Genomic DNA, 17,546 nt, shown 5'->3' with positions numbered 1-17,546 from the left:
GCGCCGAGTAGCGGAGTCAAAATAAGGAGGAAGGGAGCGACTGTCTGAGCTCCGCGGTGGCCTGCGTCCTGTGCAGGCCGCTAGGGCGAGTTTCGCGACCGCTTATTTTGATGAGCAACGCAGGAAACAAGCGGATGCTAGGGTGCATTTCTTTTGGTTACATTTTCTTTGGGCAAACAAAGAAAAGTAACTCGCCTAGAGGCGAAAGAAAACGCTGAAATAGAACACAAACAGAGCACTGACCATCCAAAGAAATACCTACTAAATTACTCATTTAACCATGTGCGTAGCCAGGGACTATCTAAGGTTACTCAGCTAAGCATTAGCGTTGCCTGGATTCTCCCTTGCAGGGCGCGTTGGCTTCTGCATAAGCCAACCGTTTCGCAGGCTCTGAGTATGCTCAGAGAAGCCCCAGCTACACCCTACGCCAGAATGACGGCCGCTTTTTGCGAGCATCTGCTTGCATACCAAGCACTCTTATCTCAGTGGCACAGGCGCAAGCCAGGTTGCGCCTTCCATTCCCGTGGCTAGCAAGCGATTGCTTAGCGCCTGATAGCGACAACCATGCTAACGGAATTGCGCCAATTCCGTCTCCCGTTGCGTCTTGCCATACCCCGCCTGCACCCTCAACGCCCGGCTGATAAACCCATTCAAGGTTTTTCTGGCGTCATCCACCAGCTCCCTGTCCGGGAAAACCTGCGGGTATTGATAACTCAACCAGCTATACAAACTCAAATGCTGGCATATCAGTTCCGCCTGTTCCAGATACTGCGCCTGCTGACCTTTTAACCACTCCGGCAATAGCGGCAGGGCACGCGGGCGCTCATCGGCTATGGCTTGCAGGCACTGCACAAAATAATCCCGTGCGATAGGGACTTGTATCGCCAGCGGCGCGCACATCAGGCGGTATTTATCGCGCATGGACAGCCTGGGGGCGGTTTCATCTATCAATAGCGCTTGCTGGTATTGCAAAGGGGTGACTTGCCATTGCAAAGCCTCAGGCCCGGCTTGTCGTTGATACTGGGCGTGCAAGTGCGCTACACATTCCGCCAGGCGCCAGGTGGGGATGCGCTGGCTCAGTGCTTCTATATCGCCACCACTCACCGCCATGGGCAGGGCAAACGGGGCTACGGTGTCATCGCAAGCCAGCATTTCATTTAAATGCCATTGTTCGTCATCTTCGAGCACGGTGACATAGCCGGTCTCATATAAGCCGTGGCGACCGGCGCGCCCGGCGATCTGCCGCATTTCGGTCGCGTTGAGCGGGCGTGGTGCCACGCCGTCAAATTTATGGATATTGGCAAAAATCACGCGCCGGATCGGCAGGTTGAGGCCCATGCCTATGGCATCGGTGGCGATGAGTATCTGTGCATCACCACTGGCAAAGCGTGCCGATTCGCCGCGGCGTACTTCGGGCGAGAGTGCGCCATAGATGGTGGCCACATTGAAGCCCCACTGACGGATGCGCGCTGCCAGCGTCAGCACGTCTTTGCGGCTGAAGGCAATGATGGCGTCGCCAGCCTGCAATACTTTGCGCAATTTGGCGGCGTGGTAACGTTCGCCACAGATACTAGCGTCTTCTATCACCAATGGTGTCATGCGCTGCAGGTGGGTGAGGGTGTAGGGCTCATTGAGCGCATCAAGCACGCGGGTACAACTGGCAGTCACGCTATTGGCGCCGCAGATAAATACCTGTTTGGCGGGCACGCCGACTAAGGCGGCCGTCCAGGCGCTACCTCTATCAGGGTCCATCAGCATCTGGATCTCGTCTATCACGGCGACATCAACCGCATGATCTGGCCGCAGCATTTCTATGGTGGAGGCTGTGTGCCTGGCCCCTGGCATAATGACGCGCTCTTCGCCGGTCACCAGGTTACATGGCACGCCGGCTTGCATCAGCCTGTCGCGTATCTCCATCGCCAGCAGACGCAAGGGCGCGAGATATACGCCAGACTCGGCTTTGCGTAAAGTTTCCAGCGCCTGGTAAGTTTTGCCTGAGTTGGTCGGGCCCACATAAAAGTGGTGCTGGCGTTTTAGCTGGCGGGCGAGGGCGTAGCGGGAAAGGTAGGCCTGGAAATCAGAAAGCGACATGGCAGCTATTCTAGCAAAACAGTGTTGCAAGCCAGAAATTAGTGTAGCCGCGGCATCCATGGCCAGGCGCATGCAACGCAGAAATTTGCCCATCTAGCCATTTACTTGCGAGTTTCCTTTAGAATGGCGAGATGCAAATCAAATTATTACCCGATCAACTTATCAGCCAGATCGCCGCTGGCGAGGTGGTTGAGCGCCCGGCTTCGGCGCTCAAAGAGCTGCTTGAAAACAGTGTAGATGCCGGTAGCACCCAGATCCAGGTGGCCCTGATACAAGGCGGCACCAAACTGCTGAAAGTCACCGATAACGGCCACGGCATTGCCAAAGATGAGCTGGAACTGGCCCTGACCCGCCACGCCACCAGCAAGATTCAAAGCCTGGATGACCTGGAGCAGGTGGGTAGCCTGGGTTTTCGTGGTGAAGCGCTAGCCAGTATCGCTTCTATTTCACGCACTGTGCTCACCAGCCGGCAGCAGGCTGCCAGCCACGCCTGGCAGATCAGCGCCGAAGGCACACAAGGCCAGCCTGTGAGCCCGGCAGCGCTTGATGCAGGCACTATCGTCGAGGTGCATGACCTGTATTTCAACACTCCGGCGCGTCGCAAGTTCCTCAAAACCGAGAATACCGAGTTCGGCCATTGTGAAGATGCCTTTACCCGTATCGCCCTGTCGCGCGCGCAAATTGGCTTTTTGCTGCAACATAACGGCAAAGCCATCATGCGGCTGGCCGCCAGCACGCCGCAGCAACGTATCAGCGATGTACTGGGTAGCGAGTTTGCCGCGCAAAGCGTGTGGCTGGATGAACAGAGCAGTGGTCTGCGCCTGTGGGGCATGACTGCCTCACCGACCTACCAGCGCCATAGCCGCGATACACAATATGTGTTTGTGAATGGCCGTTTTGTGCGTGACAAACTGATCGCGCACGCCATCAAGCAGGCTTATCAGGACGTACTGCATGGCGATAAACACCCGGCATTCGTGCTGTTTCTGGAACTGGAGCCGTCGCTAGTCGACGTGAATGTGCACCCGGCCAAGACCGAAGTGCGTTTTCGTGAATCACAGGCCGTGCATCGCTTTATTTTCCATAGCCTGCACAAAGCGCTGGGCAAGACTTCGGCCGAGATTCAAGCCAGCCAGCCGGTGCAAGCGCCATTCAACCCGTTCACGCCAGGCTTATCCATGCCGCGGCAGCAAGTCGAAATGCCATTGCAGAGCCGCTCGGTATTCGATGGCGGCTACCGCGCTGATAATGTCGCCAACCAGGGCGAAGCGATCGCCCAGCAGTTTTACGGCCAGCTTTATGGTGACCTGAAAGCGACCGATATCAGTGCTCTGGGCAACCCGCAGCCAACGCATGCGGCTGAAGACTACTTAAACCCGATATCGCTGTCTGAAGCAGTACTAGTCCCGGAACCCGCGCCAGAACCGCAACAATATCCATTAGGCTTTGCCCTGGGCCAATTGCACGGTATCTATATCCTGGCCCAAAACGCCCAGGGTATGGTGGTGGTCGATATGCACGCCGCGCATGAACGTATCATGTACGAGCGCCTGAAAAACGCCCTCAGCGAACAAGCCATAGCCACGCAGCCGCTGCTGATCCCCATGAGCTTTTATGCAGAAAAGGTCGAAGTCGCCACGCTGCAATCGCTGCAAGGCAGCGATACCTTGCAACAGCTGGGTTTTGATATGGCGACTTTATCGCCGACCACCATCGCTATCCGTGCCGTCCCAACCATGCTGCAGGATGCCGATGTGGTGTCATTGGCACGCGCTGTATTGCGTGATCTGCATGAGTATGGTGCCAGCAGGGTGCTGCTGGAACGGCAAAATGAAGTGTTAGGCACCATGGCTTGCCATGCGGCTGTTCGGGCCAACCGCCAGCTCAGCACCACGGAAATGAATGCCTTGCTCAGGGATATGGAAGCAACAGAAAGAAGCGGGCAGTGCAATCACGGCAGGCCGACCTGGTTTCAGGTGAGTTTGAATGATCTGGACAAGATGTTTATGCGTGGGCAGTAACGCGTTGCTTATAAGAATAAGATGTGATGGCCTATCCAATCGATAAAAAATTAGTCATTAGTGTTGCTTCAAGTGCTTTATTTGACTTAACTGAATCCCACGAAATCTATAAGACGCAAGGCGTAGAGGAATATCGCAGGCACCAGGAGACCAATATTGATATTCCTTTTGCTAAAGGTGTGGCATTCCCTTTTATACGAAGGTTTCTGGCAATTAACCAGGCCTTCCCTGCAGAATTACCGGTAGAAGTGGTGCTGTTATCCAGAAACTCACCAGAGACCGGGCTGCGCGTGTTCAGATCTATACAGCATTATGGGCTGGACATCAGCCGCGCCAGTTTTATGACCGGCAGGTCTCCTCATGAATATATTCCGGCGTTCAATACATCATTATTCCTGAGTGCGAATGAAGAAGACGTACAAAGCGCGATAGATCTGGATTATCCAGCAGGCGTGGTGCTGCCATCCAAAGTCTACGATGATGAAGCCGACACTGAATTAAGGATAGCGTTTGACTTTGATGGCGTGATTGCGGATGACGAAGCTGAAGCCGTTTTCAAAATGAATAATGATCTCAACGAGTTTGAAGCGCACGAAGTCGAGAAACAGGCTATCCCGCATCAGGCCGGGCCTTTGGCTGATCTGTTTAAAAAGCTATCTTTTATGCAACAGCTGGAAGATAAATTGCTGAAAGAAAACCCCAGTTATAAAAAAATACTCAGAATCGCCATTATCACCGCCAGAAATGCACCCTCACATGAGCGAGTCGTCACCACCTTAAAAGAATGGGGTGTTTCTGCAGATGAGTCGTTTTTTCTGGGCGGCATGGAAAAAGCCAGGATACTCTCAGTGTTAAAACCGCATATGTTCTTTGATGATCAGCGTAGCCATTTGCAATCTTCTGCGGGAGATATTCCTATGGTGCATATCCCGTTTGGCGTGGCGAATAAAAAAGCTAAATAAAGCATAGCAAACCCAGCATTTGTAATGCTGCTCTCAGCGTCAAATCGATATCCAATTAACAGACTAAGCCTGGCGTATGCTTTTAAGGCGCTTACGCCATAGGCATTCACTCTGAAACTGGTCCTGCTTTCATCAAAAAGTCATCTTTTAAGCAGCACATTTCTGATATTTTTCTAATTGATAACAATGAAAAATTAATCGGGAGTGAATGTGAATATATTAAAAACAGTGTTGCTGGTTAACTTGGCTTTGCTGAGCAATCTTAGTCATGCCTTGGTGATGCCAGCTGCTGGGTCGCCCTTGATTGTGGATCAGCGAGAGACCTTATATGTGAATGACGGCGATATATTTGACTTGTCTTCCTTGAGTATCACTTCTTCCGGTGGCATTGATATTTTTGGCAATAGCCAAAATGCTTCTTTCTCCATTATTGCGAACAGCTCTATCAATATTGCTGGCTATTTAAATCTGTTTGTAGCGGATACTACGCTGAAAGCAAACGAAATCGACTTCTCTGGCATCCTCAATCTCATTGGCGGTGGACGGATCAATTTTATTCCAGACCAGCGTATGGATTTTTCCGGCTCTATCAAGTTTGATGGCGTTTCTCACCCTTTGCCGCCGCGGGAAGGCCCGCTGACCGGCCCTCAGTTGCCACCTAAGCTTATCCTCTCACCTGTGCCTGAAGCTGAAAGCTATATGCTATTGCTAGCCGGGTTGTGCGTTATAGGACTGGCGAAACGTCATCGTTTACCTTGATTAAGCCGATTCGCATCAGCTAGAAAAGACAAACGAAGATTGCAAGCAAGCATTTGGCGACTCGTAGCTATTGTCGATGCATGTTTTTTCCTGCTATTTCAAATCTGCTGTTAGTATGCCTGCATGAAAAATACAGCAGCATCCACTGTCAGTAACGACCTCGAACTCATTGAAGCAAACCGGCAATTCTACGACCCGCTATGGACGGATGCGCGCCTGGTTAGCCCTGAGCGCTTCAATACCTGGCCGTTAGTTTCATCCTTGATCTCCCAACCGCAAACTCGTCTTGAAATCGCTCCGGGCTTAAGACCGCGATTACCTATTGAGGGCACACATTTCGTGGACATCAGCGCACCCGCAGTTGCCAAGCTGCAAGCGCATGGTGCAAATGCGATGCAGGGCCTGGTTTCGGCGCTGCCGTTTGAGGATGGTATATTCGACCTGGTATGCGCTTTCGATATTGTTGAGCATGTCGATGACGATGATGGCGCTTTATCCGAGCTTTCGCGTGTGGCTGCACCCGGTGCGACATTGCTGCTCTCGGTACCTCTGCATCCATCGCAGTGGACAGCCTTTGACGAGTTTGTCGGGCACTGTCGCCGCTACGAACCACAATCGCTGGTCGCCAAGCTTGCCAAATATGGGTTTGAAATCGAGCAAAGTGCTGTTTACGGTATGCAGCCGAAATCGTCACGCCTGCTTGATCTGGGCATGTGGTTTCTCACCCATAGGCGTGAACGCGCACTGTGGTGGTATAACAATGTATTCATGCCGATGGGTGTGCGTTTCCAGAAAAAGCTAACCCTTGTCGCTGGAATGATAGATGCCGAAGGAGTGGATGAGGTGCTGCTTGTTTGCCGCAAGATAAATATAGCTAGTAAAGCTTAAGCGTAGTCTACGAGTCAGCCATTGAAGAGCTAAGCGACACCATACTTAAAAAAAGCCCCGTTAAATGCGGGGCTTTTTGTTTATCTGTATTTCTAACTTGAAAGCAGCAGGAAAACAGCCGGTTTTTTATGTACATCCGGCAGCGGCGTTTTTTTCCATTCAGCTGCAGTCTTGGTCACGATCAACTCATCCTGTGCCGTGATATTGCAGGCCACACATAGCCGTGTCTGCGGTTGCAGGTTGGCTATCAGGTCTTCCAGCATATGCTGGTTACGGTAGGGGGTCTCGATAAACAGCTGCGTGGCTTGCTGTTTTTTAGAGTCAAACTCTATGCCTTTAATAGCCTTGATGCGTTCAGCTTTGTCACTGGGCAAATACCCCAGAAAAGTAAAACGCTGGCCATTCAGGCCGCTAGCCATTAAAGCCAGCAACAAACTGCTGGGGCCTATGAGTGGCGCCACGCGTATGTTTTTCTGATGCGCCACCGCAGCCAGCGCGGCGCCGGGGTCGGCAATGCCAGGGCAGCCGGCTTCGCTCATCAGGCCCACATCCATGCCTTTTTGCAATGGTTGCAGTAGCGCGGGCAAGTCTTTGGGCTGGGTGTCTTTAGTCAGCAGCGCGAATGTCAGTTCGCGTATCGCTACCGGGTGGCCGCTGGCGGCTAAAAACTGGCGGGCTGTTTTTTCGTTCTCGACAATAAAGTGGCGCAGGCTATGCATGCGTTGCACCACTTCTGCCGGCAGCACTTGTTGCGGAGTGGTGCCTTCTGCAAGAGGGACAGGAATGAAATATAAAGTACCGGTAGCCATAAGGGTATCTGGAGGATTGCAAAAACCGGATTATCCCATGCCAGGCATAAAAAAAGCATTCCGCTTAGGGAATGCTTTTTAAAAGACCTCACTCACGCAGTGATGGCGTGGTGATGACTGTCTAGTATTTCACCTGCACCCTGTATTTGAGGGTGACGTCACTCTCGGCTGGTACATTGATCTTCCAGGTCGCCTCATGCGCTGAAGTTTTTTCGTGCGCTTGTGAGGCATTGAGGATCTTCCAGTCGCCGTTGATAGGCTCTTTCACGGTGACTGTGACTGGCTCTTTTTTGGCGTTGTGCAGGGTGATGGCATAAGCGCTTTCATATAGCGCAGTCTGCTTTTCTTTAGTCAGGTTTTTGAAATCAGTCTGCACGCGGTCTGCGGTCACATCAAACGCATTGCCCAGTTTGAGCCTTACGCTGTCGTTTTTAGCGGTGTGGTCTATCTGGTCTTCACCGACAAATTGCGCGGTGCCATCGTTATCCTTCTTGTAAACGCGCATGGTGCCTTTGGGTAAAGGGATGCCCAGCTTGCTGCTTTCCTTGTTTTCAAACTCTACATAAACCTGAACCTTCTGTTTTTTCTCTACCGCGCGGTACTGGCCCTGGAAGTAGTAATCAGCACCGGTCAACACCAGCTCTTTACGTGCCGGGATATGTTGCGCCGTCAGCAGGGCCACTTGTTTGGTCTGGTTCTCGGCGATGGTGGTTGCTCTGGGCAGGGTGTAGAGATGGTATTCCAGCAAGCCTTGCTCGCTGGGCATAGGTGCATCGGCGGCCATGGCTTCTGAGCGCATCATCATGGTTTTAGGGCGTATCGCTTCGCGCACGCGGTTAACGTCACCTGCCACCAATTGCACCCTGGCGTTAGGGTAAGAAGTGCCGCTGGTATTGTTGAGGGTGACCCAGCCGGAGAGGTCTATGCTGTCTTCCTTGCTGCTGAGTTCGGCCACGTAATCGGCTTTCCAGTTCAGGCCGCCGGTCAGGTAACTTAACTCCAGACTGGATTGTTCAGCACCTTTGTATTGCACTTGTGTGGTGAGGGTAGGACGGTCACGCAATTGGCCGGGCACGTTAGGGTAGGCGATACGGCCAGGAAAGCCGGTTTCGATACGGTTGCCTATCTTAAGCACTATGCCGTTCTGAGCCGAGAGCACAGTCGCGCTTTCTTCGGTCTCGGCGCCGGTGGTCGGGTTGGTTTTGATCACGCTGACTTGCTGACCGACAAACTTCTCTAACAGGGTCTGCGGGCTGAGCAGGTCAAAATCAAAGTTCTGTTCCAGCACCTGCAAGCTGGTATTTGGCAGCAGGCTGCGCAGCAGCGCGGTTTCTGGTTTGATCTGGGCGCTGACATCACGGAATGACAAGGCGGATAAGCCACTGTTTAATTTGAGCTTGCGGCTATCTTTAACCAGGGCCAGATCTTCGTTGTAAATGGTGACGGCGACACCGGTTTGGTCTGATTGCGGGCTGATGGTAGCTGTTTCTGCCAGGGCCAATGAAGCATTGCCTAATGAAAAACTGCCCAGTGATAACAGTAGCAGGGAGCTGAGTCGCATGAATGTCCTCTCGTTGTTGTGTGTACTTGTAAGCATGTGACTGTGTAAACGCGGCAGCCGTTCAAAAGTTAACAGCCGCTTGCAACAAGCCTGACATAGGCTATGTACGTGGCAGGGATAAGACATTGATACCAGCGTGCTGCAGCATGTTGACCAATGCGATCAGCGGCAAGCCTATCAATGCATTGGGGTCGTCACCACGCATATAATCCAGCAGCGCTATGCCCATGCCTTCAGATTTGGCGCTGCCGGCACAGTCGTAAGGTTGTTCTAGCTGCAAATAGGTTTCTATCTGCAGCGGCGTCAGTGTCTTGAATTTAACGTGATACGGCACGCTAGTCGATTGCATGTGCTGGCTGGCGCTGTCATACAAAGCTATAGCACTATGAAAAACCACTTCTTTGCCGCTGAGTATGGTGAGTTGTTTAACCGCATTTTCGTGATTGCCGGGTTTGCCTATCTGCAAGCCATCCACTGTCGCTACCTGATCGCAGCCTATGATCAGGGCTTGCGGGTAACGCTCTGCCACTTTTCGCGCTTTGCTTTCAGATAGCCGCAATGAGGTCTGCTCCGGGCTTTCATTCACTAATGGTGTCTCATCAATGTCAGGCGAGATGCAGCTAAAAGGCAGATGCAGTTTTTCCAGCACTTCGCGCCGGTAACGTGAGGATGAGGCAAGAATAATGGGCGGCGTGGATGCAGACATAGGATAAAAAAATCCCCGGATAACGATCCGGGGATTTTAGCATTGCTGTTTACGGCTGTTGCAAGATTAATCCGGCTGAATCTCTATCAGTGTTTCATCCGGTGTCACGCTATCGCCTTTGGCGACGTGGATCGCGACCACAGTGCCTGCTTTGCTGGCCTGTATCTCGTTTTCCATTTTCATCGCTTCTATCACCAGCACGCCATCACCGGCGTTGACTTTATCGCCAACGCTGACTTTGACCGTCACTATGGTGCCTGGCATGGCGGTTGTCACACAACCCGGGTGGGTAGGGCGGGGACGGCCGCTGGAAGCCACGGCTGCGGCTTTTTTCTTGCCACCGTTGGAGCTGCCGCCATCACTGATCTCCATCTCGCTCAGTGTTTCAACAAACACTTCTTCAGAGATACCATCTACTTTCACATAGTAAGGACGGCGCTCTTCGCCGGCATGGCCGCTACCAGTCAGTTTGATATGGTAGGTTTCACCGTGCAGCGTGATATTGAATTCATTTGGAGCATAGCGCGCAGCCGCTGTCTGCTGGGTCACGGCTTCTTTGCTCAGTAATTGCTCAGGTTGCAGTGAGCCGGCATTACGCTCTTGCAGGAAAGTCTGGCCTATGTCCGGGAACATGGCATAGGTCAGCACATCTTTTTCGTTGTTGGCAAAGCGTTCGGCTTCACCTTGCAACTTGGTCATTTCAGGTTGCAACAGGTCAGCAGGGCGGCAGGTGATCACTTCTGCATTGCCAACTGCTTTTTGGCGTACTTCGGCATTGACCGGCGCTGGAGATTTACCATATTGGCCTAACAGGTAATTTTTCACTTCGTTGGTGATGGATTTGTAGCGGCCACCAGTCAGTACATTCAATACTGCCTGTGTACCAACGATCTGCGAGGTCGGTGTCACCAACGGAGGAAAGCCCAGGTCTTCACGCACGCGAGGGATCTCGGCCAGCACTTCATCCATGCGGTTGAGCGCACCTTGTTCTTTCAACTGGTTGGACAGGTTGGAGATCATGCCGCCTGGTACCTGGTTGACCAGGACGCGGGTATCCACGCCGGTGAATTCACTCTCGAACTGCCAGTATTTTTTGCGTACATCTTTAAAGTAGGCAGTGATCTCCTGCAGTTTGCCTAAATCAAGGCCAGTGTCGTACTCAGTGCCTTGCAAGGCTGCTACCAGGCTCTCTGTGGTCGGGTGGCTGGCACCTTCCGAGAAAGACGAGTTGCAGGTGTCTATGATATCTACGCCGTTCTCAACGCTCTTCAGCATCACCATGCTGGCTAAACCAGAGGTGGCATGGCTATGCATATGGATAGGCAGGCTCACTGCTGCTTTCAGCTCCCTGACCAGTTCGCCAGCCAGGGTAGGGGTCAACAGACCCGCCATGTCTTTTACGCCTATGCTGTCGCAGCCCAGCGCCTCAAGCTCTTTGGCCATGTTGACGAAATAAGCCACGTCATGCACCGGGCTGGTGGTGAATGAAAGGGTGCCTATCGCGTGTTTTTTCACCGATTTAACAGCTTCGATCGCTGTTTTCAGGTTGCGGATGTCGTTCATCGCATCAAAGATACGGAACACATCAACACCGGTATCAGCCGCCTGTTTGACAAACGCATGCACCACATCATCTGAATAGTGGCGGTAGCCGAGCAAGTTCTGGCCGCGCAGCAACATATTGATAGGCGTATTAGGCAAAGCCTTGCGCAGTTTGCTCAGGCGCTCCCATGGGTCTTCTTTCAGAAAGCGCACGCAGGCGTCAAAAGTGGCCCCGCCCCAGGCTTCAAGAGACCAGAAACCAATATCATCCAGCTTGCCGGCGATAGGCAGCATGTCATCGGTACGCATGCGCGTAGCGATCAGGGATTGGTGGCCATCTCTTAAAACGAGTTCGGTGACGTGTATTTTGCTCATAATCTTGTCGATCTAATTAATATACTGCGATACGGTTAATCAAATGCCTTCATGGGCTGCAATTGCGGCTGCAATCGCTGCGGCCATCAGTTCTTTCGGTAATCCTACGTCATATTCAGTCAGCTCCGGGTGTTGTTCCACAAAGCTGGTATTGAAGTTAGCCGAACGGAAATCCGGGTGTAACATGATCTGCAGGTAGTAAGGGATCGTGGTTTTGACGCCATATACCACCATGTCGTTCAGCGCACGGCGGCCACGTTCGATCACGCCTTCCCAGTCCAGTGCCCATACCGTGAGTTTGGCGCACATGGAGTCGTAATAGGGCGGGATCACATAACCGCTGTAGATCGCTGCATCCATACGCACGCCAGGTCCGCCTGGTGCGTAGTAGCGGGTGATCTTGCCAAAGCTGGGCAGGAAGTCTTTTTGCGGATCTTCCGCATTGATACGGTACTCCATGGCAAAGCCACGGAAAGCGATCTCGCTTTGCTTGTATTGCAATGGCAGGCCGGCGGCGACGCGTATCTGCTGTTGCACGATATCGACACCGGTGATGGTTTCGGTCACGGTATGTTCCACCTGCAGGCGGGTGTTCATTTCCATGAAATAAAAATTGTTGTCTGAATCAAGCAGGAACTCGACCGTACCGGCATTTTCATAGCCTACCGCTTTTGCTGCTTTCACCCCCAGGCCACCGATATAATCGCGTTGTGCCTGTGACAACTGTGGTGAAGGCGCGATCTCGATCAGCTTCTGGTTACGGCGCTGGATAGAGCAATCGCGCTCAAACAGGTGGATCACATTGCCTTGCGAGTCAGCCAGTATCTGTACTTCGATATGGCGCGGATGCACCACACATTTTTCCAGAAACACTTCCGGCTTGCCGAACGCCTTGCTGGCTTCGGAGATCACGCGGTCATAATTGCTCAGCAAGTCTTTTTCACTATCGCAACGGCGGATACCACGGCCACCGCCACCGTTAGTGGCTTTGAGCATGATGGGGTAACCGATCTTCTTGGCCAGTGCGATCGCCGCATCCAGGGATTCCAGATTGCCATCGCTACCTGGAACGCAAGGGATTCCGGCGTCTATCATGGCATTACGCGCCTGGATCTTGTCACCCATCTGGCGGATCACATGCGCTTCTGGGCCGATGAACTTGATGCCGCGGCGGGCACAGACCTCTGCCAGTTGCGGGTTTTCAGAGAGAAAGCCGTAACCAGGGTGAAGCGCGTCACAGCCGGCGGCGACGGCAATATTCACAATATTATGTGCATTCAGGTAACCTGCCACCGGGTCAGAGCCGATGTTGTAGGCCTCGTCAGCTTTTTTGACATGCAATGCATGGCGATCGGCGTCGGAATAGATGGCGACAGATTTAATGCCCATTTCCGAACATGCGCGCACAATGCGCACCGCAATTTCACCGCGATTCGCGACTAAAATTTTCTTAAACACACATTACCCTTAAATAAAGCAAGAAAAAAAGGACAGAGTTTTTATTAAGCACATTGTTTTATAAGGTTTTTAAATGCCTGTATCTACAATGTTTTGGCTAGTTTGGTGGTGGTTGAATATTATCTAGACCGCCGGACAGGCTGGCCGATAATACAAACCGCACCATGGTTGTACCCTCGAAAAGAGCACTGCGTGAAGCGACGTTATTATAACAAAAAACTGCGGCTTATACATTATGAAGTGATCAGCGGCTATGGGGTGCTATATAAGGATTCGTCAATGACTGCATAGTTTGCTATATTAAATAGCAAGTAAACAGAAGGAGATTTTTTTGTCGAATGCGCGTTATCTGGAGTTAGCCAGGCAGCAAAAAAAGACTGAAGGGGTGCTGCAGATAGCAGCTTTGCCACGACTGCAGGAGGCTTTGCGCGAGCTGGGCGTCAGTGACGACCAGGCCTTGGCCGGGGTGTCGGTGGCTTATCAGTTGCAGGGTCTGCCAGCACGTTATTTTGGCGACACGCAGCTGCCCATGCTGGCGTTGGCGGTGCAAACCGACCTGCCGCTGGTTTGCCAGCGCTGTTTTGCCGCTATGCCGCAGGCCATGGATGTGCAATTTGAATTTGCCATCTGTGATGAGCCACCTGAAGCTCTGCTTGAAGATGAGGATGTGGACTGGCTGGAGTCTGACGCAGAATCGACCTTTGAATCACTGGTCGAAGATGAGCTGCTGATGGCTTTACCTATTGCGGTGATGCATGAACAAGCGTGTGCACCGTTGCAGAATACGGCGGGCGAGAAGCCCAACCCTTTTGCAGCGCTTAAAAACCTCAAGCTGGAAAAATAGACGATTGCATGCTGTGTTGCTGCCTGTATTTGCATAAAAAGCCAATGAAAAGCGACAGTTGCAGGATTTGTTTGCAGTTGTCTCTGGAATATTTTATAATGCTGGATTAGGTAGCAATTCTAGTTTTTAAACTGCCCATTGATAAATTGCGGCGGTTAATTTTGGAGTAATTTAAAATGGCAGTTCAGCAAAACAAAAAGACACCGTCCAAACGTGGTATGCACCGTTCCCACGATTTTTTGACAAACCCACCTTTGGCTATCGAGCCAACCACAGGTGAAGTGCATTTGCGTCATCACGTGAGCCCGAACGGTTTTTATCGTGGCCGTAAAGTGATGCCTGCAAAAGGCGAGTAATCGCTGGCACAAAGTTATAAAGTTTCAAACTGCGCCGCGCACAAAATGCGCGGCGTTTGTGTATCTGGCGTATGCCTGCGGTTTTAGCGCAGTGCAGCACATGTGTTTAAGTGAACATGGGAAATAACATGACTACTGGTCAACACGGGCAATCTCAGGAAGTTGTCATTGCGATAGATGCCATGGGCGGAGATCACGGTCCACATGTGACTGTGCCTGCGGCAGTTCGTATCCTCAACGAAAACCCATATCTCAATATTATTCTGGTCGGCCTGCAGGACGCCATAGAGGCCGAGCTGAAAGTGCTGCATGTGACGCCTAACCCGCGCCTGCGCGTGCACCATGCCAGCGAAGTGGTGCTGATGAACGAATCGCCGCAAAGCGCGATGAAGAACAAAAAAGATTCTTCTATGCGGGTGGCGATCAATATGGTGAAAACCGGTGAAGCGCAAGCCTGTGTCAGTGCCGGTAATACTGGCGCCCTGATGGCCACAGCACGTTTTGTGCTCAAAACCCTGCCAGGCATAGATAGGCCGGCGATCGCCTCTACCTTGCCTTCAGAGAACGGCAGTACTTTTATGCTGGACCTGGGCGCCAATGCCGATTGCACCGCCGAACACCTGTACCAGTTTGCGATCATGGGTGCCATGGTGGTGAGTTGTGTCAACAATAAAGCTAACCCCACCATAGGCTTACTCAATATCGGTTCCGAAGATATCAAAGGTAATGAGGTGGCAAAACAGGCCGCTGAACTGTTGCGCGGCAGCCACCTGAATTTTTATGGCAACGTGGAAGGCGATGATATTTTCAAAGGCACCACTGATGTAGTGGTCTGCGATGGCTTTGTCGGCAATGTCTCGCTTAAAACCACTGAAGGCCTGGCGCACATGATGGGCAAGTTCCTGACCCAGGAATTCAAGCGCAACTGGCTGACCAAATTGATGGCGCTGGGCGCTTTCCCGGTATTGAAGGCATTTAAAAAACGGGTAGACCCGCGCCTTTATAATGGCGCCAGCTTTCTCGGCTTGCGTGGTATCGTGGTTAAAAGCCATGGTGGCGCAGATAGCGTAGGTTTTTACCATGCGATACACGTGGCCATGGAAGAGGCGCAAAGCGGCGTTCTCAAGCGTATCCAGACCCAGCTCGAGATCGAGCATCTCGCCACGGCAGAAGAAGAGTCCTGATGGGCTCGCAGCCATTGTTCTGTTAGGCGTTTTTTTCCATTTAAGGCATAATCGCACCCATGATTCACACACGTATTGCAGGGACTGGCAGCTATCTGCCGCCCAATATATTGACCAACCTGGATTTGGAAAAAATGGTCGATACCACTGACGAGTGGATATTTTCCCGCACCGGTATCAAGCAGCGCCATAAGGTCACCGATGAACTGACCAGTGACCTGGCGACCAAGGCAGCCCTCAATGCGATCGCAGCGGCAGGCATACAGGCGCAGGACATCGATCTGATCATAGTCGCCACTACCACACCAGATAAACTCTTTCCCAGTGTCGCCACCATGGTGCAGCGCAAACTTGGCATTGCCGGCTGTCCGGCCTTTGATGTACAGGCCGTCTGTAGCGGCTTCATCTATGCGCTGGCCACCGCCAACCAGTTTATGCGCTCCGGGCAGCATAAAAATGTGTTGGTGATAGGTGCCGATACTTTTACCCGCATCTGTGATTACACCGACCGTAGCAACTGTATCTTGTGGGGCGATGGCGCAGGCGCTGTCATTCTGCAGACCAGCGACCAGCCCGGCGTGCTGTCTACCCATATCCATGCCGACGGCAATTACGAGAACCATTTGCACGTACCACGCAATCCGGATGGCCCGGATACCGTGGTGATGGAAGGCAATACGGTATTCAAGATCGCCGTGAATACGCTGGACCAGATCGTAGACGAAACGCTGCAGGCCAATGATATGCAGAAATCCGATATCGACTGGCTGGTGCCGCACCAAGCCAATATCCGTATCCTGCAAGCGACCGCCAAAAAGCTGGAGATGTCCATGGATAAAGTGATAGTCACCGTAGATACACATGGCAACACCTCAGCCGCTTCAATTCCCTTGGCACTGGACACCGCCGTCAGGGATGGACGTATCCAGCGCGGACACATATTACTGATGGAAGCGTTTGGCGGTGGGTTTACCTGGGGCTCTGCGCTGGTAAAGTTTTAACACGCACTTGCCGTGTCTGCACAACTCAAAACTTGATTAATTACTGATTTAAAACGCCTATGTCTACATTTGCTTTTTTCTTTCCTGGCCAGGGTTCACAATCTGTGGGCATGATGCAAGGTCTCGAATCCCACGCTATCGTCAAACAAACATTTGAAGAAGCTTCCAGCGTGCTGGGAGTGGATTTCTGGCAGATGGCCACCGAGCCGAATGATGCGATCAACCTGACGCAGAATACCCAGCCTATCATGCTGACTGCCGGTATCGCTACCTGGCGCGTCTATCAAAGCCTGGGTGGCAAGCAGCCTTCAGCCATGGCAGGCCATAGCCTAGGTGAGTACACCGCACTAGTGGCTGCTGGCGCGCTGAGTTTTGCCGACGCCTTGCCCTTGGTGAAATTCCGCGCCGAAGTCATGCAACAAGCGGTACCGGAAGGTCTAGGGGCGATGGCTGCTATTCTGGGTCTGGATGACGACACTGTACGTGCAGTCTGCAGCGAAGCGGCACAAGGCCAGGTGGTGCAGGCAGTCAACTTCAACTCGCCGGGCCAGGTAGTGATCGCCGGAGAAAAAGCGGCGGTAGAGCGCGGTATGGAACTGGCCAAAGCCAAAGGTGCCAAACGTGCACTACCATTGCCGGTCAGCGTGCCTTCGCATTGCGATCTAATGAAACCAGCCGCCGAAAAATTACGTGATTATTTGCAGAATGTCACTGTGCAAGCGCCCGCAGTGCGGGTGTTGCACAATGCGGATGTCGCATCTTATAGTGACGCAGCCCAGATAAAAGATGCATTGGTACGCCAGCTTTATAACCCGGTACGCTGGGTTGAAACAGTGCAGTTACTAGCGACGCAGCAGGTGTTGGTCAGTGCAGAATGTGGGCCAGGCAAGGTGCTGGCTGGTTTAGCCAAGCGCATTGTGGCAGAAGTGAGTTGCGTGGCGCTGATCAATGAAGAAGCCATACAGGCTTTTGTAAACCAATAATAATAA

15 protein-coding genes are annotated in these 17,546 nt (G+C 52.3%); 9 read left to right on the top strand and 6 right to left on the bottom strand.

Annotation, left to right across the window (positions count from 1 at the left end):
* Positions 1-567: 567 nt before the first annotated feature.
* The gene (locus ACFQ1Z_RS04350) at positions 568-2,091 is read right to left on the bottom strand and encodes a helicase-related protein (protein WP_379055921.1); all 1,524 of its coding nucleotides are present in this window, start codon (positions 2,089-2,091) and stop codon (positions 568-570) included.
* A 131-nt stretch (positions 2,092-2,222) separates the two neighbouring features.
* Here ACFQ1Z_RS04350 and mutL point away from each other — a divergent pair, with 131 nt between their 5' ends.
* The 4 genes from mutL (at position 2,223) to ACFQ1Z_RS04330 (ending at position 6,721) form a co-directional block, all read left to right on the top strand.
* Positions 2,223-4,112 (top strand): DNA mismatch repair endonuclease MutL, encoded by a 1,890-nt coding sequence (gene mutL / locus ACFQ1Z_RS04345; protein WP_379055919.1) that lies wholly within the window; start codon positions 2,223-2,225, stop codon positions 4,110-4,112.
* A gap of 26 nt (positions 4,113-4,138) precedes the next feature.
* Positions 4,139-5,074, top strand: coding sequence for a 5'-nucleotidase (locus tag ACFQ1Z_RS04340; protein ID WP_379055918.1), 936 nt, complete (start codon positions 4,139-4,141; stop codon positions 5,072-5,074).
* Positions 5,075-5,284: 210 nt separating this feature from the next.
* Entirely contained in the window at positions 5,285-5,833 is a 549-nt protein-coding gene (locus tag ACFQ1Z_RS04335; protein WP_379055917.1) for a PEP-CTERM sorting domain-containing protein, read from the top strand.
* Positions 5,834-5,956: 123 nt separating this feature from the next.
* Positions 5,957-6,721 carry a class I SAM-dependent methyltransferase gene (locus ACFQ1Z_RS04330; protein WP_379055915.1) on the top strand — a complete coding sequence of 255 codons (765 nt, stop codon included), beginning with the start codon at positions 5,957-5,959 and terminating at the stop codon, positions 6,719-6,721.
* A 92-nt stretch (positions 6,722-6,813) separates the two neighbouring features.
* Here the strand turns inward: ACFQ1Z_RS04330 and ACFQ1Z_RS04325 are convergent, their stop codons facing one another.
* From ACFQ1Z_RS04325 to ACFQ1Z_RS04305, 5 genes are all read right to left on the bottom strand, one after another.
* The gene (locus ACFQ1Z_RS04325) at positions 6,814-7,530 is read right to left on the bottom strand and encodes an SAM-dependent methyltransferase (RefSeq protein WP_379055914.1); all 717 of its coding nucleotides are present in this window, start codon (positions 7,528-7,530) and stop codon (positions 6,814-6,816) included.
* 121 nt (positions 7,531-7,651) lie between these two features.
* Positions 7,652-9,091, bottom strand: a complete 1,440-nt coding sequence (locus tag ACFQ1Z_RS04320) for a DUF4139 domain-containing protein (RefSeq protein WP_379055912.1) — start codon at positions 9,089-9,091, stop codon at positions 7,652-7,654.
* 100 nt (positions 9,092-9,191) lie between these two features.
* On the bottom strand, positions 9,192-9,797 hold the full coding sequence (locus ACFQ1Z_RS04315) for a Maf family nucleotide pyrophosphatase (protein WP_379055911.1): 606 nt from the start codon (positions 9,795-9,797) through the stop codon (positions 9,192-9,194).
* A 66-nt stretch (positions 9,798-9,863) separates the two neighbouring features.
* Entirely contained in the window at positions 9,864-11,714 is a 1,851-nt protein-coding gene (gene oadA / locus ACFQ1Z_RS04310) for a sodium-extruding oxaloacetate decarboxylase subunit alpha (protein WP_379055909.1), read from the bottom strand.
* A 39-nt stretch (positions 11,715-11,753) separates the two neighbouring features.
* Complete coding sequence (locus ACFQ1Z_RS04305; protein WP_379055908.1) at positions 11,754-13,172, bottom strand: acetyl-CoA carboxylase biotin carboxylase subunit; 1,419 nt, start codon at positions 13,170-13,172, stop codon at positions 11,754-11,756.
* A gap of 331 nt (positions 13,173-13,503) precedes the next feature.
* On the opposite strand from ACFQ1Z_RS04305, the gene ACFQ1Z_RS04300 reads away from it, so the two are divergent.
* The 5 genes from ACFQ1Z_RS04300 to fabD all read left to right on the top strand — a co-directional run bounded on the left by ACFQ1Z_RS04300 (position 13,504) and on the right by fabD (position 17,540).
* The gene (locus tag ACFQ1Z_RS04300; protein WP_379055907.1) at positions 13,504-14,016 is read left to right on the top strand and encodes a YceD family protein; all 513 of its coding nucleotides are present in this window, start codon (positions 13,504-13,506) and stop codon (positions 14,014-14,016) included.
* Between the two features lie 176 nt (positions 14,017-14,192).
* Positions 14,193-14,372, top strand: a complete 180-nt coding sequence (rpmF, locus tag ACFQ1Z_RS04295) for a 50S ribosomal protein L32 (protein WP_018985326.1) — start codon at positions 14,193-14,195, stop codon at positions 14,370-14,372.
* A 128-nt stretch (positions 14,373-14,500) separates the two neighbouring features.
* Positions 14,501-15,556: a phosphate acyltransferase PlsX gene (plsX, locus tag ACFQ1Z_RS04290; RefSeq protein WP_379055906.1), complete on the top strand. Its 1,056-nt coding sequence runs from the start codon at positions 14,501-14,503 to the stop codon at positions 15,554-15,556.
* Positions 15,557-15,615: 59 nt separating this feature from the next.
* Positions 15,616-16,557: a beta-ketoacyl-ACP synthase III gene (locus ACFQ1Z_RS04285; protein ID WP_379055905.1), complete on the top strand. Its 942-nt coding sequence runs from the start codon at positions 15,616-15,618 to the stop codon at positions 16,555-16,557.
* A gap of 59 nt (positions 16,558-16,616) precedes the next feature.
* Complete coding sequence (gene fabD, locus ACFQ1Z_RS04280; RefSeq protein ID WP_379055904.1) at positions 16,617-17,540, top strand: ACP S-malonyltransferase; 924 nt, start codon at positions 16,617-16,619, stop codon at positions 17,538-17,540.
* Positions 17,541-17,546: the final 6 nt, after the last annotated feature.

The sequence above is a fragment of the Methylophilus luteus genome, assembly GCF_042676265.1.
Lineage (GTDB): Bacteria > Pseudomonadota > Gammaproteobacteria > Burkholderiales > Methylophilaceae > Methylophilus > Methylophilus luteus.
The sequence above is the reverse complement of the archived record's forward strand: the minus strand, read 5'-3'. Positions and strand labels throughout refer to the sequence as shown.

Bases quoted from the DNA above. Each gene is read 5' to 3' on its own strand.
- ACFQ1Z_RS04330 (WP_379055915.1), top strand. From the start codon at position 5,957: ATGAAAAATACAGCAGCATCCACTGTCAGTAACGACCTCGAACTCATT.
- oadA (WP_379055909.1), bottom strand. From the start codon at position 11,714: ATGAGCAAAATACACGTCACCGAACTCGTTTTAAGAGATGGCCACCAA.
- ACFQ1Z_RS04285 (WP_379055905.1), top strand. From the start codon at position 15,616: ATGATTCACACACGTATTGCAGGGACTGGCAGCTATCTGCCGCCCAAT.
- mutL (WP_379055919.1), top strand. From the start codon at position 2,223: ATGCAAATCAAATTATTACCCGATCAACTTATCAGCCAGATCGCCGCT.
- ACFQ1Z_RS04340 (WP_379055918.1), top strand. From the start codon at position 4,139: ATGGCCTATCCAATCGATAAAAAATTAGTCATTAGTGTTGCTTCAAGT.
- ACFQ1Z_RS04320 (WP_379055912.1), bottom strand. From the start codon at position 9,091: ATGCGACTCAGCTCCCTGCTACTGTTATCACTGGGCAGTTTTTCATTA.
- ACFQ1Z_RS04315 (WP_379055911.1), bottom strand. From the start codon at position 9,797: ATGTCTGCATCCACGCCGCCCATTATTCTTGCCTCATCCTCACGTTAC.
- ACFQ1Z_RS04325 (WP_379055914.1), bottom strand. From the start codon at position 7,530: ATGGCTACCGGTACTTTATATTTCATTCCTGTCCCTCTTGCAGAAGGC.
- fabD (WP_379055904.1), top strand. From the start codon at position 16,617: ATGTCTACATTTGCTTTTTTCTTTCCTGGCCAGGGTTCACAATCTGTG.
- ACFQ1Z_RS04350 (WP_379055921.1), bottom strand. From the start codon at position 2,091: ATGTCGCTTTCTGATTTCCAGGCCTACCTTTCCCGCTACGCCCTCGCC.
- rpmF (WP_018985326.1), top strand. From the start codon at position 14,193: ATGGCAGTTCAGCAAAACAAAAAGACACCGTCCAAACGTGGTATGCAC.
- plsX (WP_379055906.1), top strand. From the start codon at position 14,501: ATGACTACTGGTCAACACGGGCAATCTCAGGAAGTTGTCATTGCGATA.